13 protein-coding genes and 3 pseudogenes are annotated in these 14,324 nt (G+C 61.5%); 2 read left to right on the plus strand and 14 right to left on the minus strand.

What is annotated here, in order from left to right; translation table 11 throughout:
• Positions 1–29: 29 nt before the first annotated feature.
• Genes ABJO75_RS28245 through ABJO75_RS28260 form a run of 4 tightly spaced genes read right to left on the minus strand, consistent with a single transcriptional unit; the run spans position 30 to position 3,587 of the window.
• Entirely contained in the window at positions 30–1,163 is a 1,134-nt protein-coding gene (locus ABJO75_RS28245) for a CoA transferase (RefSeq protein WP_348195820.1), read from the minus strand.
• 11 nt (positions 1,164–1,174) lie between these two features.
• The gene (locus ABJO75_RS28250; RefSeq protein WP_348195821.1) at positions 1,175–2,032 is read right to left on the minus strand and encodes a MaoC/PaaZ C-terminal domain-containing protein; all 858 of its coding nucleotides are present in this window, start codon (positions 2,030–2,032) and stop codon (positions 1,175–1,177) included.
• 22 nt (positions 2,033–2,054) lie between these two features.
• Positions 2,055–3,206 (minus strand): acetyl-CoA acetyltransferase, encoded by a 1,152-nt coding sequence (locus ABJO75_RS28255; RefSeq protein ID WP_348195822.1) that lies wholly within the window; start codon positions 3,204–3,206, stop codon positions 2,055–2,057.
• 3 nt (positions 3,207–3,209) lie between these two features.
• Entirely contained in the window at positions 3,210–3,587 is a 378-nt protein-coding gene (locus ABJO75_RS28260) for an OB-fold domain-containing protein (protein ID WP_348195823.1), read from the minus strand.
• A gap of 96 nt (positions 3,588–3,683) precedes the next feature.
• On the opposite strand from ABJO75_RS28260, the gene ABJO75_RS28265 reads away from it, so the two are divergent.
• Together ABJO75_RS28265 and ABJO75_RS28270 are read left to right on the plus strand one after the other, a co-directional pair.
• The gene (locus tag ABJO75_RS28265) at positions 3,684–4,853 is read left to right on the plus strand and encodes a CaiB/BaiF CoA-transferase family protein (RefSeq protein ID WP_348208673.1); all 1,170 of its coding nucleotides are present in this window, start codon (positions 3,684–3,686) and stop codon (positions 4,851–4,853) included.
• A gap of 4 nt (positions 4,854–4,857) precedes the next feature.
• A complete protein-coding gene (locus tag ABJO75_RS28270) occupies positions 4,858–6,024 on the plus strand; it encodes a CoA transferase (RefSeq protein ID WP_348195825.1) in 1,167 nt (388 codons plus the stop codon).
• A gap of 25 nt (positions 6,025–6,049) precedes the next feature.
• Here ABJO75_RS28270 and ABJO75_RS28275 read toward each other — a convergent pair whose 3' ends face one another.
• The 10 genes and pseudogenes from ABJO75_RS28275 to ABJO75_RS28320 all read right to left on the minus strand — a co-directional run bounded on the left by ABJO75_RS28275 (position 6,050) and on the right by ABJO75_RS28320 (position 14,269).
• A complete protein-coding gene (locus ABJO75_RS28275; protein WP_348195826.1) occupies positions 6,050–7,207 on the minus strand; it encodes an acyl-CoA dehydrogenase family protein in 1,158 nt (385 codons plus the stop codon).
• Positions 7,208–7,467: 260 nt separating this feature from the next.
• Positions 7,468–7,629 (minus strand): annotated as a pseudogene (locus ABJO75_RS28280) (IS3 family transposase); the annotation flags it as partial.
• Positions 7,615–7,764 (minus strand): annotated as a pseudogene (locus tag ABJO75_RS28285) (transposase); the annotation flags it as partial. The pseudogenes ABJO75_RS28285 and ABJO75_RS28280, both read right to left, overlap by 15 nt.
• A 40-nt stretch (positions 7,765–7,804) precedes the next feature.
• Positions 7,805–7,963: pseudogene (locus ABJO75_RS28290) on the minus strand (transposase); the annotation flags it as partial.
• Positions 7,964–8,283: 320 nt separating this feature from the next.
• Entirely contained in the window at positions 8,284–9,312 is a 1,029-nt protein-coding gene (locus ABJO75_RS28295) for an IS110 family transposase (protein WP_348195827.1), read from the minus strand.
• A gap of 316 nt (positions 9,313–9,628) precedes the next feature.
• Complete coding sequence (locus tag ABJO75_RS28300) at positions 9,629–10,555, minus strand: FAD-binding protein (RefSeq protein ID WP_348195828.1); 927 nt, start codon at positions 10,553–10,555, stop codon at positions 9,629–9,631.
• Positions 10,555–11,313: an electron transfer flavoprotein subunit beta/FixA family protein gene (locus ABJO75_RS28305; RefSeq protein ID WP_348195829.1), complete on the minus strand. Its 759-nt coding sequence runs from the start codon at positions 11,311–11,313 to the stop codon at positions 10,555–10,557. The genes ABJO75_RS28300 and ABJO75_RS28305 overlap by 1 nt, the downstream gene beginning before the upstream one ends.
• Positions 11,314–11,357: 44 nt before the next feature.
• Positions 11,358–12,140, minus strand: a complete 783-nt coding sequence (locus ABJO75_RS28310) for an enoyl-CoA hydratase/isomerase family protein (protein WP_348195830.1) — start codon at positions 12,138–12,140, stop codon at positions 11,358–11,360.
• Positions 12,141–12,151: 11 nt separating this feature from the next.
• Positions 12,152–12,928 (minus strand): enoyl-CoA hydratase-related protein, encoded by a 777-nt coding sequence (locus tag ABJO75_RS28315; protein WP_348195831.1) that lies wholly within the window; start codon positions 12,926–12,928, stop codon positions 12,152–12,154.
• Positions 12,929–13,018: 90 nt separating this feature from the next.
• Positions 13,019–14,269 carry an ABC transporter substrate-binding protein gene (locus ABJO75_RS28320; protein WP_348195832.1) on the minus strand — a complete coding sequence of 417 codons (1,251 nt, stop codon included), beginning with the start codon at positions 14,267–14,269 and terminating at the stop codon, positions 13,019–13,021.
• Positions 14,270–14,324: the final 55 nt, after the last annotated feature.

The raw sequence follows: 14,324 nt of genomic DNA on the forward strand, positions 1-14,324 counted from the left end.
ATGTCCGAAAGCCCACGCGTCAACGGGATTCATTTCGGCTCAAGTTCCACCACAGCATGGCGCGCATTGTCTTCTCCCAAAGATGGCGCGCGACCGATTTGATCCGCCGGACCACGAAAACCGGGCGCGATCGGCAATGGCAGGGCCGGCACCTTGGTGCCGGCAATCGCCAGCTTCCGGCCGAACACCCCGCGCGCCGCGAAATGCGGGTCTGCGGCGGCCTCGGCAGGGGTTTTCACGACCGTACAGCAACAATCCGCCTCCTCCAGAAGCGGCGCCCAATCGGACGAAGGCCTCTCTGCCAAACGCCGCGCCACTTCTGCAGCGCAGGTTTCCGGATCAGCCCAATCGTCGCGCAGATCGGCCGGCTGGCCGATCACGTCGCAGAAGGCCTGCCAGAATTTCTCTTCCAGCGCGCCAACCGCGACCTGCCGTCCGTCGCCTGCAGTATAGAGCCGGTAGCGCGCAAGCCCGCCTGTCAGCCGGCTGCCGCCGCTGTCGATGTCCTGGCCAGCGATCACGCCTTCGGCATGGGCCCAATAGGCAAAGGCAAAGGCGCCCTCGGCCATCGCGATATCCAGGTGGATCCCCTGCCCGTTCCGGTCGCGAGCCCGAAGCGCGAGCAGGATGTTCATCACGGCAGGATAGGTGCCGCCGCCAACATCGGCGATCAGACCAGATGGCATCGTCGGATGATCGTCGGGGCCCCGGCTGAGCGACAGTACGCCCGAATCGCCTGCATAGTTCAGATCGTGCCCGGCGGACGCCGCCTTTGGCCCGGTCTGGCCATAGCCGGTGATCGAGCAATAGATGAGCCCCGGATTGATCCGGCGAAGGGTGTCATACCCCAGCCCCAGCCGATCCATGACGCCTGGGCGAAACTGTTCGACCAGCACATCGGCGTTCTCGATCAGGGGGCGCAGCGATTCCACCGCGCCCTCTGCCTTCAGATCAATTGCTACTGACCGCTTCCCATGGTTCAGCACGGCAAAGCCGATGCTTTCACCATTTAATTTGGGATTCGCATGGCGCGCGCCCTCGCCTGTACCGGGGCGCTCGAACTTGATCACCTCAGCGCCGGCCTCGGCCAACATCAGCGTCGCCATCGGACCCGGAAGAAGGGTGCTGAAATCGAGCACCAGGATATCGTCGAGCGGCTGCATCTTTCCCGCCCTCACGCGAACCTGGCGGCCCCATTGTTCAGGACCACCACCTCGCGTAAAGGAACCGAGGCACGGAACCGGGCCTCGCCCCCGTCTTCCCAGATCTCGAACCGCACGGTTTCACCCGGATAGACCGGCGCCGAGAACCGCACATCAAGCCCGACGAGACGGCTGGCGTCGTAGTCCAGCAGCGATTTGAGGATCGCGCGCGCCGCCAAGCCATAGGTGGCCAGCCCATGCAGGATCGGCCGGTCGAACCCGACCGAGCGCGCCACGTCGGGATCGGCGTGCAGGGGGTTGTAATCGCCGCTGAGCCGATAGATCAGCGCCTGCCGCGGCAGCGTTTCGATGTCGCAGACATGATCGGGTGCGCGGTCGGGCAACTCGGCAGGCGTCGGTCCGGGGCGGTTTTCCCCGCCGAAGCCGCCGTCACCACGGCAAAAGGCCGACATCGCTACGCGAGCCAGCTTTTCGCCGGTATCGGCGTCGATGATTTCGCGGCTTTGATAGATGACGGCGCCTTTGCCCTCGCCCTTGTCGGAGATGAAGTCGATCTTGCTGCGACCGACGATATTGCCCTTCACCGGCAGCGGCTTGTAGATGTCCAGCCACTGCTCGCCATGCAGAACCTTCTGCCAGTTCACGCCGGTTCTCGGGTCGCGTAGCCAGAACCCCGGATAGCCCATCGTGACCGCCATGGACGGCACCGCCTTCAGCCCGTCCTCGTAGACATAGGCCAGTTCCTTCTTGTCGGTCGGGTCTTCGCCGAAACCCAGCCCGAGCGCATAGAGAATCGTGTCTCTTTCGCTCAGCGTCTGTTCGATTTCCTCGAAATCCCAATTCGAAAGCGCCTCGAAATCCAGTGGCATGTTTCTTCCTCCCTAGAACGCCCTACAGCGTGTTTCCCGATCCCAAGATCGCCGTGACCTGGCTGGACAGAACGCCGCCATTGCCGTGGGCAAGCGCCAGGTCGATATTCTCTAGCTGCTGTCCGGGCGCGTCGCCACGAATCTGCCGCGCGGCTTCGATCACGGTAAAGATGCCGTACATCCCCGGATGCACACAGGACAGCCCGCCGCCATTGGTATTCACCGGCAGCACCCCGCCCGGGGCGATGCGTCCACCCTCGACAAAGGCGCCCCCTTCGCCCTTGGCGCAGAACCCGAGATCCTCCAGGAACAGGATCGTATTGATCGTGAACGCGTCATAGAGCTCGACCAGGTCTATATCGCCCGGCGCCACTTCGGCCGCCGCGAAGGCGCGCGCGCCGGATTCGCGGGCCGCGGTGGTGGTGAAATCCCGCATCTGTGATATCTGCCGGTGCGAACTGGCTGCGGCGCTGCCCAACAGATAGACTGGCGGCTTCGGACAATCCCTGGCACGGTCGGCGCGCACCATCACCACCGCGCCGCCACCGTCAGTCACCAGGCAACAGTCGCGCACAGTCAGCGGGTCGCCTACCATGCGCGCGGCCAGCACGTCCTCGCGGCTCAGCGGGCCGCGATCGAACGCTTCGGGATTGAGCCGCGCCCAGGCGCGCGCGGCCACCGCCACATCGGCCAGTTGCTCGCGGGTGGTGCCGTATTCGTACATATGCCGGGCCGCGGCCATCGCATAGGCAGAGATCGGATAGCGCGGCTTATACGGGGCCTCGTATTCGGGTGGGCGCGAGGCCGTCACCAGCCGTCCCGACGCGGTTCTCTGATTCGAGCCATAGACGATCAGCGCGACGTCGCACAGTCCCGCATCGAGCGCCATCGCCGCCGAGGTCAAGTAGTTCACGAAGGACGACCCGCCGGTCATCGTACCATCGACGAATCGCGGCTGGATACCAAGATACTCGGCCGCCATCAGCGCCGGCATGCTGTCTTCCATCATGGTGCAGAACAGCCCGTCGACATCGGCCAGCGACAGCCCCGCGTCGGCCACCGCCGCCAGCCCGGCCTGGGCCATGATGTCATAGGCGGTCAGGCCACGCGCCTCGCCGAATCCGGCATGGCCGGTGCCCACGATGGCAGTCTTTCCCCGCAAACCTCCCGTCATCGCTCAGCCCTCCACCGGCCTGCACAGCACCGCAGGCTTTCCGTCGATCTCGCCGACATAGACGGTGACCGCCATACCGATCGCCACATCCGCGGGCGCGACCCCCTCGACCCGGCTCATCATCCGCACGCCTTCCTCCAGCTCGACCATGCAGATGTTGTAGTCCCCGCCCTGCTCGGACCTGCGGCGCACCACGGTCGTCGTATGCACCTCTCCACAACCGCTGGCCTTGTGCCAGGACAACGCCGTTTCATGGCAATGCGGGCAGACGACGCGCGGGAAGAAATGAAATTTTCCGCAACTGTCGCATTTTGGGAGCGCGATCTCGCCATCCGCCAGCGCGCGCCGGAATACCTGATCCGATCCGGTCTTGTCTTGCATTATGGCCCTGCTTTTAATTGCCATCCGAGTGTGTTGATATCATTTCTAACAGATGTTAGATTTTATTCAAGCTGGTAAGTCGAAAGCGAGAAGATCATGAGCAATCAGAATTGCGGGCCGCAGGCCGGACCTTTGGCCGGCACCCTGGTCGTCGCGCTGGAACAGGCCGTCGCGGCGCCGTTCTGCACGTCGCGGCTGGCCGATGCCGGCGCACGGGTGATCAAGATCGAACGCAAGGGAGCCGGCGATTTTGCCCGCGGCTACGACACTGCGGCACATGGCGAAAGCGCCTATTTCATCTGGTTGAACCGCGGCAAGGAATCGGTCGCGCTGGACATCAAGTCCGGCGAGGACCGCGCGCTGCTGCTTGCGATGCTGGAACGCGCCGATGTGTTCATCCAGAACCTTCTGCCCGGCGCGCTGGAAAAGCTCGGGCTCGATTCGGCGACGCTTCGCGAACGGTTCCCGCAGCTGATCACCTGCGACATCACCGGATATGGCGCCGACGGGCCGATGCGGGATGCCAAGGCCTACGACCTTCTGATCCAATGCGAAAGCGGCCTGGCATCGGTCACCGGGACGCCGGACGGCCCTGGCCGGGTGGGGGTGTCGGTGTGCGACATCTCGACCGGCATGACCGCCCATGCCGCGATCTGCGAGGCGCTCGTGGAGCGCGGCCGCACAGGCCGGGGAACCGGCGTTTCGGTGGCGATGTTCGACACGCTCGCGGACTGGATGGCGGTGCCGCTGGTGTTTCACGAATACGCGAACCGGCACACGCCGCGGGTCGGTCTGAGCCACCCCAACATCTGCCCCTATGGCGCGTATACCTGCCGCGATGGCGAACAGATCGTGATCTCGATCCAGAACGAAAGGGAATGGGCGCGGTTCTGCGACACGGTGCTGTCACAGCCGGACCTGGCCACGGATCCGCGTTTTGACAGCAATGACAGCCGCAACAGCAACCGGGGCGTGCTGCAGCCGATGATCGAGGCCGCCTTTGCGGCGCGGGACCGGCCCGACATGCTCGATCTGCTGGCGCGCTCGATGATCGCCTATGGCGCGGTGAACGACATTGCCGCCCTGTCCCAACACCCCCAGCTCGACCGCACGACCATCGCGTCGCCCGCGGGCGCGTTTCGCATGCCCGCGCCGCCGATCAGGCGAAGCGGGGGGAATCCGGCGCTCGGCCCCTCGCCCGGCTTCGACGCGGATGGCGCGGCGATCCGGACGGAATTCGGCGCGATGTCCAGAAAGGACCGCTGAGACCATGAAAACGGAACCCAAGGCATCGATTCTCGATGGCGTGACGATCGTCGACCTGACCTCGGTGGTGTTCGGCCCGCTGGCGACCCAGATGCTGGGCGAGCTGGGTGCCGACGTGATCAAGGTCGAAAGCCCGGAGGGCGACCTTTTGCGGCAGGTCCAGCCGTCGCGGAACAAGAAGATGGGCGCGGCCTTTCTCGGCACCAACCGCAACAAGCGCAGCGTCGTTCTCGATCTGAAGACCGCTAACGACCAGGGACGCTTGCGCAGGTTGCTTGCCGATGCGGATGTGATGATTTCCAGCATCCGGCCCGCCGCGCTCGCGCGCCTGTCTCTCGACCCCGAAACCCTGCGGCGCGAGAACCCGAACCTGATCACCGTTTCGGCCACAGGCTACGGCCAGGACGGGCCCTATGCCGATCGGCCCGCCTTCGACGACATCGTACAGTCGGTTTCGGGGCTGGCCAGCCTTGCCGCCCTGCGCGACCCCAACGCGCCGCCTGCCTATGCGCCGACAATCCTGGCCGACAAGCTGGGCGGCGTGACCGCGGCCTATGCGGTGATGGCGGCGCTGTTTCACCGCGAACGCACCGGCGAGGCACAGCATGTCGAAGTGCCGATGTTCGAAACGCTTTCTTCCTTCCTTCTGGTCGAGCATCTCGACGGTGCCACGTTCGAGGAGACTCCGCAGGATTTCGGCTATGCCCGTATGCTGGTGCCGCACCGCCGACCAGTGCAGACACGGGACGGCTACATCACCATCCTACCCTATACCAATGTCCAATGGGCACGTTTTTTCCAGGCGGTCGGCCGCACCGACATGGTCGATCATCCCTGGGTGACGGACATGGATGCGCGCAGCCGCAATATCGGCGCGGTCTACGACATGGTGGCCGAACTGGCACCGACCCGGACCACCGATGAATGGATGGAGCTGATGCAAAAGGCCGACATCCCGGCGATGCCGGTGCGAAACCTTGCCGATCTGCCAGCCGATCCGCATCTTGCCGCGACAGGCTTCTTTCAGCGGCTGGACCACCCCAGCGAGGGCACGATTTGGGCGACACGCCCGCCGGTACGGTTCTCGGCCACGCCGGCGCGGTCCGACCACCGCCCGGCGCCCCGCCTGGGCGAGCATACCGCCGAGATCCTGGGGGCCGGCGACGACTGACGCCGCACCGGCCCGGTGGCGCGGGTCAGATGTCGATCGACCGCGCGATCAGTTCCTTCATGATCTCGTTGGTGCCGCCATAGATCATCTGCACCCGGCTGTCGGCGTAGAGCCGCGCGATCGGGAACTCCATCATGAAGCCATAGCCGCCATGCAGTTGCAGGCATTCGTGCATGACCTCGTTCTGCGTCTGGCTGCCCCACCATTTCGCCATCGACGCGGTAGCCGCATCCAGCCTGCCGGTTTCCAGGCGGGCTATCCCGTCATTGACGAAGCTGCGCAGCAATTCGGCCTTCGTCTTGCATTCCGCCAGCTTGAACCGGGTGTTCTGGAAATCCATGATCCGGCTGCCGAACGCCTTGCGGTCCTGGACGTATTTCACCGTCTCGGCGATTGCGAAGTCGATGAAGCCAAGCGCGGTGATGCCGATCATCAGCCGTTCCCAGGGCAGTTGCTTCATCAGTTGATAGAACCCCTGCCCCTCCTCCTGGCCCAGCAGGTTCGCCATCGGCACCCGCACATCCTCGAAGAACAGCTCGGCCGTATCCGACCCCTTCATGCCGAGTTTCTTCAGGTTCCGCCCGCGGCGAAACCCTTCGGCATCCTCGGTTTCCAGCACGATCAGCGACACGCCCTTGGCCCCGGCGCTGCGGTCGGTTTTGGTCACGATCACGATGATGTCGGCGGTGTGCCCGTTGGTGATGAATATCTTCGAGCCGTTGATTTTGTAGTGATTGCCGTCCTTCTCCGCATAGGTCTGGACGTTTTGCAGGTCCGAACCCGTTCCCGGTTCGGTCATGGCGATCGCCGCCACGCTCTCGCCGCTGATCAGTCGGGGCAGCCACTTCTTCTTCTGCTCTTCGCTGCCATAGGCGTCCAGGTAATGGATCACGATGCTCTGGATACCGTACCCCCAGCCGGTGTCGCCGGTGCGCCCCTGTTCGTAGACAGTAAGCGCGTCGAAACCGATGCCGCCGCCGAACCCGCCATATTCCTCGGCGATGGAACCGCCCATGACGCCCTGTTTGCCAACCTCGCGCCAGAAATCGCGGTCGACGATCCCCTGTTCGGCCCATTTGTCGACATTCGGCGCCATCTCGGCGTCGAACAGCTTGCGCGTCGTTTCGGCGAACATCCTGTGTTCGTCCGAAGCCCAGGCCGAGGAATTCGTGATCAGCGACATTGTGAAACCCGTATGTTTGCGGTTGCGTTGCAAAAATCTAACAAATGTTTAATTTTTCAGCAACCGACCTGACCCGTGGAAAACGCCGTGTCACGCGCTTTCTCATCGGCAGCGAAATGAGCTTTCGCGACATGCAGGTCCTCACGCGAGTTGTTGGGCTTCAGCACCCGCCGTGCTCGCGGTTCGCCGTAGAAAATAACATTATGCCCCTTCGCCGGTCTTGATGTGTTTGGACTTGTCCGGATTTTGTGGAGCGGCTTTCACTCTGCGATGGCCATTTCGGCCTCGAATGATACCGGCGATTCGTATCCCAGAGCGGAATGCCGCCGACGTGGATTGAAAATGCCATCGATATGTCGGCCAAGAGCCAGTTCTGCGGCGGTGCGGGTCTGGAAGATCGTTCTTCAGACCAGTTCGTTCTCCTTGCGAAGTCGTGCCAGTTCCTTGGCCGTATCCTCGTGCGGACCGGCCAACAAATCAGCTTCCCGGTATTGCCGCTTCCAGCGCGTCAGGCTCGATAATCCGATCCCCAAGTCGTCCGCAACCTGCATAACCGTTGACCTGATCCTCGTCGATCTCCGGCTTCGGTCGGCCCGCGCCCGAAGCGCCTTCGAGCAACACACGCTTCCACTGATGGATCATCGTCGGGTGAACACCGAACCGGCTTGCCAGTTCCGATACCGTCTCCTCGCCCTTTACTGCTTCCAGGGCGACCTTCGCCCTGAAGTCCGGCGAATGCTGCTTGCGTTTCGACATCTCTGATCTCCTTCTCGTCGAAGACCAGCAGACAACAAATCGTAGCTTACGTCAGTGTCCGATTTCCGGGGGGTATGTATGAACTGCCTTCCCCTGCAAGCGATTTGTCGATGCACCGCTGACCCTGCTTCTATGTATTCGGTCTGTTTGTGAGGCCATTCGATCTGCCCCTGACCAAGATGGGAAGTCGCGCGTCCTGTGTCTCGTTAGCTCATCGGCACTCGGGGGCCATGCTCCCCGTCAGACTTACAGAACGCCGATTGGTCGTTGGTCCATCTCCTTCTCGCCCGCAGATTCCTCTATTTTTCGTCTCGCTGGACTTACGAACCGACCAGCGCAGCGGCTCGGTATCGTTCGCCTTTCGTCAAGACGGCCCAGGCAATGCGCGCTAACTTGTTGGCCATGGCAACCGTAGCGACGTTCACATGCGCTCGCTCCTTCAGACCATCCGCCCATCGCGTTATCGGCGACGTCCTGTCGCGCACGAGATGCAGCACCGTTCGTGCGCCGTGGATGAAGAGTTTGCGCAAGTAGCGATTGCCGTGCTTCGAGATACCGATAAGCTTTGCCTTGCCAGCCGTCGTGATTTGTCGCGGAACAAGGCCGAGCCAAGCAGCGAGATCGCGGCCCTTGCCGAAGCTGCTGCCGGTACCGACGGCCGCTACGAGGGCCGAGGCGATCGTCGGACCAACACCGGGGATCTCCATCAGCCGCCGCATGTCGGCGTTTGTCTTGGCGAGTTCCTTGATCTCGGCATCGATGGCCGCAACCCGGCGGTTGATGTCTGCCAGTTCTGTTGCCATGTCCGACAACATCAGGACGATGCGGTGCGATAGATCGACAGTGCCCCCCGCCGCCAGAATTGTCAGTTCTTTCTGAAATACGTGACGGCCTGTACCGACACGAATACCGCGTTCCATCAGAAAGCCACGACCTTGATTGATCAGGCGCGTCCTATCCGACACCAGACGTTCCCGCGCACGGTGCAAAGCCTGGAGGTCGAGTTGCTCTTCAGATTTGATTGCAACGAACGACATTGTTGGTCGGGTGGCGGCTTCGGCGATCGCCTCTGCATCGCGGTCGTCATTCTTGTGAACCTTCACATAAGGCCGGACATACAGCGGCGACATCAATCGGGGCTCATGCCCATGTTGGAGGCAGAAGCGCCCAATGTGATGTGCGCCCCCGCAGGCCTCCATCGCGACAATACAAGCCGGCAACTCCGCCAGAAAATCCAGCAGTCGAAACCGTTGGATGCGTTTGCGGAAAATCACAGCGCCGCTGGCATCAAGCCCCGCAAGGCTGCAAACCGTCTTGCCCAGATCAATCCCAAGAACCGTGATATCCATCAGAATGCTCCTTCTTCTCCACCAAACGCGCGACAATAGCTGCGTCTCGGCGGGAAGGCAGTTCATTCCATTAGCTCAAATCCGGCACCGCCTTGATGACAGCTTACGTTCCGTGTCTGGACTTTGGCTTATACGGCAAACTATTCTGCAACGAGAATCAGCACGCGAACGTCGCGTAACTCACCGCAAGACGAAACGCCGGGTCCGGTGGGCGCTTACTCTGACACCAAAAGAGGCCCCGGTCTTGCCGGAGCCTCCAATCGTTTCCAAACAGGCCGGGATGGCGGGCCTTTTCATATTCGAAGTGGAACTGGACTTACAGCTTTTCGATCAGTTCGGGTACAGCGGAAAAGAGGTCTGCGGCGAGGCCGAAGTCGGCGACCTGGAAGATCGGCGCTTCTTCATCCTTGTTGATCGCCACGATAATCTTGCTGTCTTTCATTCCCGCGAGATGCTGGATGGCGCCGGAAATGCCCACTGCGACATAAAGGTCAGGAGCCACCACCTTGCCGGTCTGTCCGACCTGCCAGTCATTCGGTGCAAAGCCCGAATCCACTGCAGCACGCGACGCGCCGACGGCGGCGCCCAGTTTGTCGGCCAGCCTCTCGATCAACGCAAAATCGTCTTTGGAGCCGACACCGCGACCGCCGGAAACGACCACGCCGGCCGAGGTGAGTTCAGGGCGGTCGCTCTCGGCAACCTTGTCTTCAACCCATTCAGATAGCTCTGGGTTGTGCGCGGCACCGATTGTTTCAATGCTCGCCGAGCCGCCATCGCCGGCAGCGTCGAATGTCGATGTCCGGAAGGTCACAACCTTGGTTACATCCTTTGACCTCACGGTCTGTACTGCGTTGCCTGCGTAGATGGGGCGCTCGAATGTATCGGCGTCAACGACCCCGGAGACATCTGAGATAACCATGACATCAAGCAACGCAGCCACACGGGGCATGATGTTTTTGGCATCGGTCGTGGCCGGTGCGCAAATATGGGAAAAGTCACCGGCTAATGAAGTGATCAGAGCGGCTGTCGGTTCGGCTAGGCGGTGCCCGAGCGAGGCATCTTCGGCCACAAGCACCTTGGCGACATCGTTGATCCTGGCCGCGGCTTCACCCGCCGCAGCTGCCGAAGCGCCGGCGCAAAGCACCGTGACATCGCCAAGCGCCTTGGCAGCGGTAACCGCCTTTGCCGTAGCGTCGAAGGCGAGTTCGCCATTGTTCACTTCTGCCAGTAGTAGGACTGCCATCAGATTGCTCCTGCCTCTTTGAGTTTCGAAACGAGCATGTCGACCGAGTCGACCATTTCGCCCCCCTTGCGTGCCTTTGGCTCGGCTATCGAAACGACCTCGAGGCGCGGACTTACATCGACGCCATAGTCTTCCGGGGTCTTTTCATCCAAATGCTTCTTCTTCGCCTTCATGATGTTGGGCAGTGAGGCATAGCGCGGCTCGTTCAGGCGCAGATCGACAGTCACGACGGCCGGCATCTTCACTTTGATCGCCTGCAGACCGCCATCGACCTCGCGGGTGACCACCGCATGATTGCCGTCTATCTCGACCTTCGAGGCAAAAGTCGCCTGGCTCCAGCCCAGCAATGCAGAAAGCATCTGGCCGGTCGCATTCATGTCATTGTCGATCGCCTGTTTGCCGGCCAGCACGATTCCCGGCTTTTCTTCGTCGATAATGCTCTTGAGGATCTTGGCAACGGCCAGAGGTTCGATATCCGTATGAACGTCTTTGGCGGCAACCACCAAAATCGCCCGGTCGGCACCCATGGCCAAGGCGGTACGCAACGTTTCCTGCGCCTGCTTGACACCAACGGAAACGACAACAATCTCTTCCGCCTTTCCCGCCTCTTTCAACCGGATCGCCTCTTCCACGGCAATCTCATCGAACGGGTTCATTGACATCTTCACATTGGCAAGATCGACATCCGATCCGTCCGCCTTTACGCGGACCTTCACGTTGTAATCGATCACGCGTTTGACGGGCACAAGCACCTTCATAACTGCGGTCTCTCCATAAGTCTCTTGATGTGGCCTCGACCGTGTCAGCGGTCTTTGAACTCTGGTTTTCTTTTCTCCGAGAAAGCCAACATGGCCTCTGGAAAGTCATGCGCGCAAAGCAGAACGCTTTGAGTATCGCGCTCGATGTCCAGCGCTTCGATGTAGCTGCACTCGGCCGAAGCGCGCATGACGCGCTTGGCCGTCTGCACACCGAACATCGGATGCGCCGCAATCTCCCGGGCGATCTCCACGGCGCGGCTTTCGACCTGCCCCGAGGGAACGCATTCCTCGACCACGCGAAGCTCTCTTGCCGCGCGCCCGTCGAGTTCACGCCCCGTCAGCACCAGCATCCGGGCGACGCCCGCGCCAGCCCTTTGCTGCAACAACCAGCTCGACCCGGTATCAGGACAGCCTCCAACACGGGCAAACACTTCGCAGAGGCGCGCATCTTCTGCGGCAACGACAATGTCGGCCGACAGCGCAAGGCTCAATCCGGCCCCATAGGCAACGCCATTCACGGCCGCGATCAGGGGCTTGCGAAAGAGATAGGCGGCGCGCCCGCCATCGTGGACTTTTTCGACCATTTCCGATGTGGCCCTGGCCCCTTTGGCGATTTCCGACCGAAACCCGACCAGATCGCCACCGCTGCTGAAATGATCGCCGCCGGTCATCACCACGGCGCGAACGCCGTCGTCCCGATCAGCCTCGCGCAGGTTCTCGATCAGCGCGTCGACAAAGGCAATGCTGTACGGGTTCCGCTTCCCGGGTTGGAGAAATCGTAGAATGCCGATGGGGCCATCCCTGTCCAGGCGCATCAGCTCGCTCATCGCGGTCTCCTTCAGGTTCCGGTCCACACCGGCTCGCGCTTTTCGGCAAAGGCCTTGGGACCTTCGATGGCGTCATTGCTGGCATAGACCACTTCGTGCAGGCGCTTGCCCTCTTCCAAGCCGCCCGCGCAGCCCAGATCCATTGTGGCGCGTACGCTCGCCTTCGCGGCGATCACCGATAATGGCGCGCCCTTGGCGATCCGCGTTGCCAGATCCCGGGCGCGGGCGCGCACGGCGTCGGGCGTATCTTCGATATAGTTGGTGAATCCGTATTCGTGCAGCCGCTCGATCGGAAACAGGTCGCCGGTCAGGACGATCTCCATCAACACGGGTTGCGGCAGCATCGACAGCGCCGGCGACGCCCAGGGCGAACCGCGGCCGATCTTGACTTCGGTAATGCCGACCTTGGTGCCCTTCAAACCGACACGCAAATCGCAGTTCAGGGTCAGCATCATGCCGCCTGCCATCAGCGATCCGGTCATCGCTGCGATGATCGGTTTCTTGCAGGCACGCATGGTCTCGTGAAAGGGATCGCGCATTTTGGTCAGGATATCCACGCCTTCGGCGCGCGCGATCTGGGTGGCTTCCTTAAGGTCGAGCCCGGCGCTGAACACGCCGCAATCTGCAGAGGTTAGAATCGCCACGCGGATCGCATTGTCGGCCTCGACCCTTTCCCAAGCCTCGGTCAGCCCGTTGGTGGCCGCCACGGAAAGAGCATTCTTGCGCTCTGGACGGTTGATGCAAACCGTCGCAATCCCTTCTTCAACCGTCACTTCGATCGGGTTCATATTCCTGCCTATCTTGATCTGGGAACCGCTTTCGGCCAGCGGACAGCCGGGGGGCTCCCCGCGGCACAAAGGCCGCGGGGAGGATTGGTATTATTCGACCGTGAACTTCGCGGAGCTTTCCTTGATAACCTCCCACACCACATCGGTGTAGTCAGCGCTCCAATCGGTCAGCGGAACCCAAGTCTCGCCGTTCCACTGCTCGACACGGGTTTTGCCACCACCGCCGTGATCGGATGCGGTCACCGTGACCGGAGCCATGAGCCCGTTGCCGTCGAAATCGGAGATCGATTCATAGGCGGTCTTCATGCTCTCCGGCGTCACCGGCCAACCGTTCTGCTTGATGGCCAGACGGACGGCTTCGAAACCGACGGAATAGATCGCCATACCGGTGTTGTAATACACGTCACGGACAAGGGTTTCCGGGCCGCTACCTTCACCCTTCGCATAATACGTTTCGAGCATTGTTTTCACGATCGGTACTTCCTGGCCGCCGGCCACGTTGGTCCCGCGGAGAATGCCCTTGGCGTCGGCCGCACCGATGTTGTTGATGTCGACTTCGTTCAGCCAGTTCACCGACAGATAACGGTCGATCGGGTATCCGTTTCGCCGCATTTCCTTCGCGGCAACCACGTGACCACCGGCGAGCAGCCAGCTGATCACATAGTCGGGCTTGTCGCGGCGAATTTTACTCCAGGCGCCGGACTGATCCGAACCGGGCAGCGGAACCGGATAGAGTTCGAGTTCGAATCCTTCCTTTTCGGCCAGTGTCTTGAGAATCTCGATGGGTTCCTGGCCGAAGGGATAATCGAGGTAAATGAACCCGATCTTGGCCTTGCTCAGATCGCCGTTCATCTGGCCCTTGATGAAGGCGACATCGTTTGCCGCCTGCTGCCAATAGGTCGGACCGACAGGAAATATCCACTTGAACACCTCGCCGTCGACGGCATCACCGCGACCGACGAAGGACTGCATCAGGATGTTCCCATCCTTCATCACCCGCGGCAATACGGCATTCGTCACCGGAGTCGACAGCATGTTGAAGATGGAAACACCTTCACGCTTGAGCTGTTCATAACACTCCACGCCCCGCTGGGGTTCATTACCGTGATCGCGAATGACAACCTCAACAGGATGCCCTTCCACACCGCCATTTGAATTGACGTACTTCGCCAAGTCCTGCGCCGCCTGTGCGACCTGCGGAGAGATAAAGGTATAGGACTTGCTGAGATCGAAGCATAGGCCGAAACGCACCGGCTCTTTGTCTTGTGCGGACGCCTCGGTAGCCCCTAACGCCAACATCGTGGCGAAGGCGGCCGTAGTAACAGTAGACAGAAGTTTCATTTCATTTCTCCCTGGTTGTGGTTTTGTCCGGTCGCCCTGCATCTCCTCATTCGGA

The sequence above is a fragment of the Sedimentitalea sp. genome (assembly GCF_039973035.1).
Taxonomy (GTDB): Bacteria; Pseudomonadota; Alphaproteobacteria; order Rhodobacterales; family Rhodobacteraceae; genus Sedimentitalea.

Bases quoted from the DNA above. Each gene is read 5' to 3' on its own strand.
- ABJO75_RS28265 (WP_348208673.1), top strand. From the start codon at position 3,684: ATGAGCAATCAGAATTGCGGGCCGCAGGCCGGACCTTTGGCCGGCACC.
- ABJO75_RS28245 (WP_348195820.1), bottom strand. From the start codon at position 1,163: ATGCAGCCGCTCGACGATATCCTGGTGCTCGATTTCAGCACCCTTCTT.
- ABJO75_RS28275 (WP_348195826.1), bottom strand. From the start codon at position 7,207: ATGTCGCTGATCACGAATTCCTCGGCCTGGGCTTCGGACGAACACAGG.
- ABJO75_RS28255 (WP_348195822.1), bottom strand. From the start codon at position 3,206: ATGACGGGAGGTTTGCGGGGAAAGACTGCCATCGTGGGCACCGGCCAT.
- ABJO75_RS28250 (WP_348195821.1), bottom strand. From the start codon at position 2,032: ATGCCACTGGATTTCGAGGCGCTTTCGAATTGGGATTTCGAGGAAATC.
- ABJO75_RS28310 (WP_348195830.1), bottom strand. From the start codon at position 12,140: ATGAGCGAGCTGATGCGCCTGGACAGGGATGGCCCCATCGGCATTCTA.
- ABJO75_RS28295 (WP_348195827.1), bottom strand. From the start codon at position 9,312: ATGGATATCACGGTTCTTGGGATTGATCTGGGCAAGACGGTTTGCAGC.
- ABJO75_RS28270 (WP_348195825.1), top strand. From the start codon at position 4,858: ATGAAAACGGAACCCAAGGCATCGATTCTCGATGGCGTGACGATCGTC.
- ABJO75_RS28315 (WP_348195831.1), bottom strand. From the start codon at position 12,928: ATGAACCCGATCGAAGTGACGGTTGAAGAAGGGATTGCGACGGTTTGC.
- ABJO75_RS28300 (WP_348195828.1), bottom strand. From the start codon at position 10,555: ATGGCAGTCCTACTACTGGCAGAAGTGAACAATGGCGAACTCGCCTTC.
- ABJO75_RS28260 (WP_348195823.1), bottom strand. From the start codon at position 3,587: ATGCAAGACAAGACCGGATCGGATCAGGTATTCCGGCGCGCGCTGGCG.
- ABJO75_RS28320 (WP_348195832.1), bottom strand. From the start codon at position 14,269: ATGAAACTTCTGTCTACTGTTACTACGGCCGCCTTCGCCACGATGTTG.
- ABJO75_RS28305 (WP_348195829.1), bottom strand. From the start codon at position 11,313: ATGAAGGTGCTTGTGCCCGTCAAACGCGTGATCGATTACAACGTGAAG.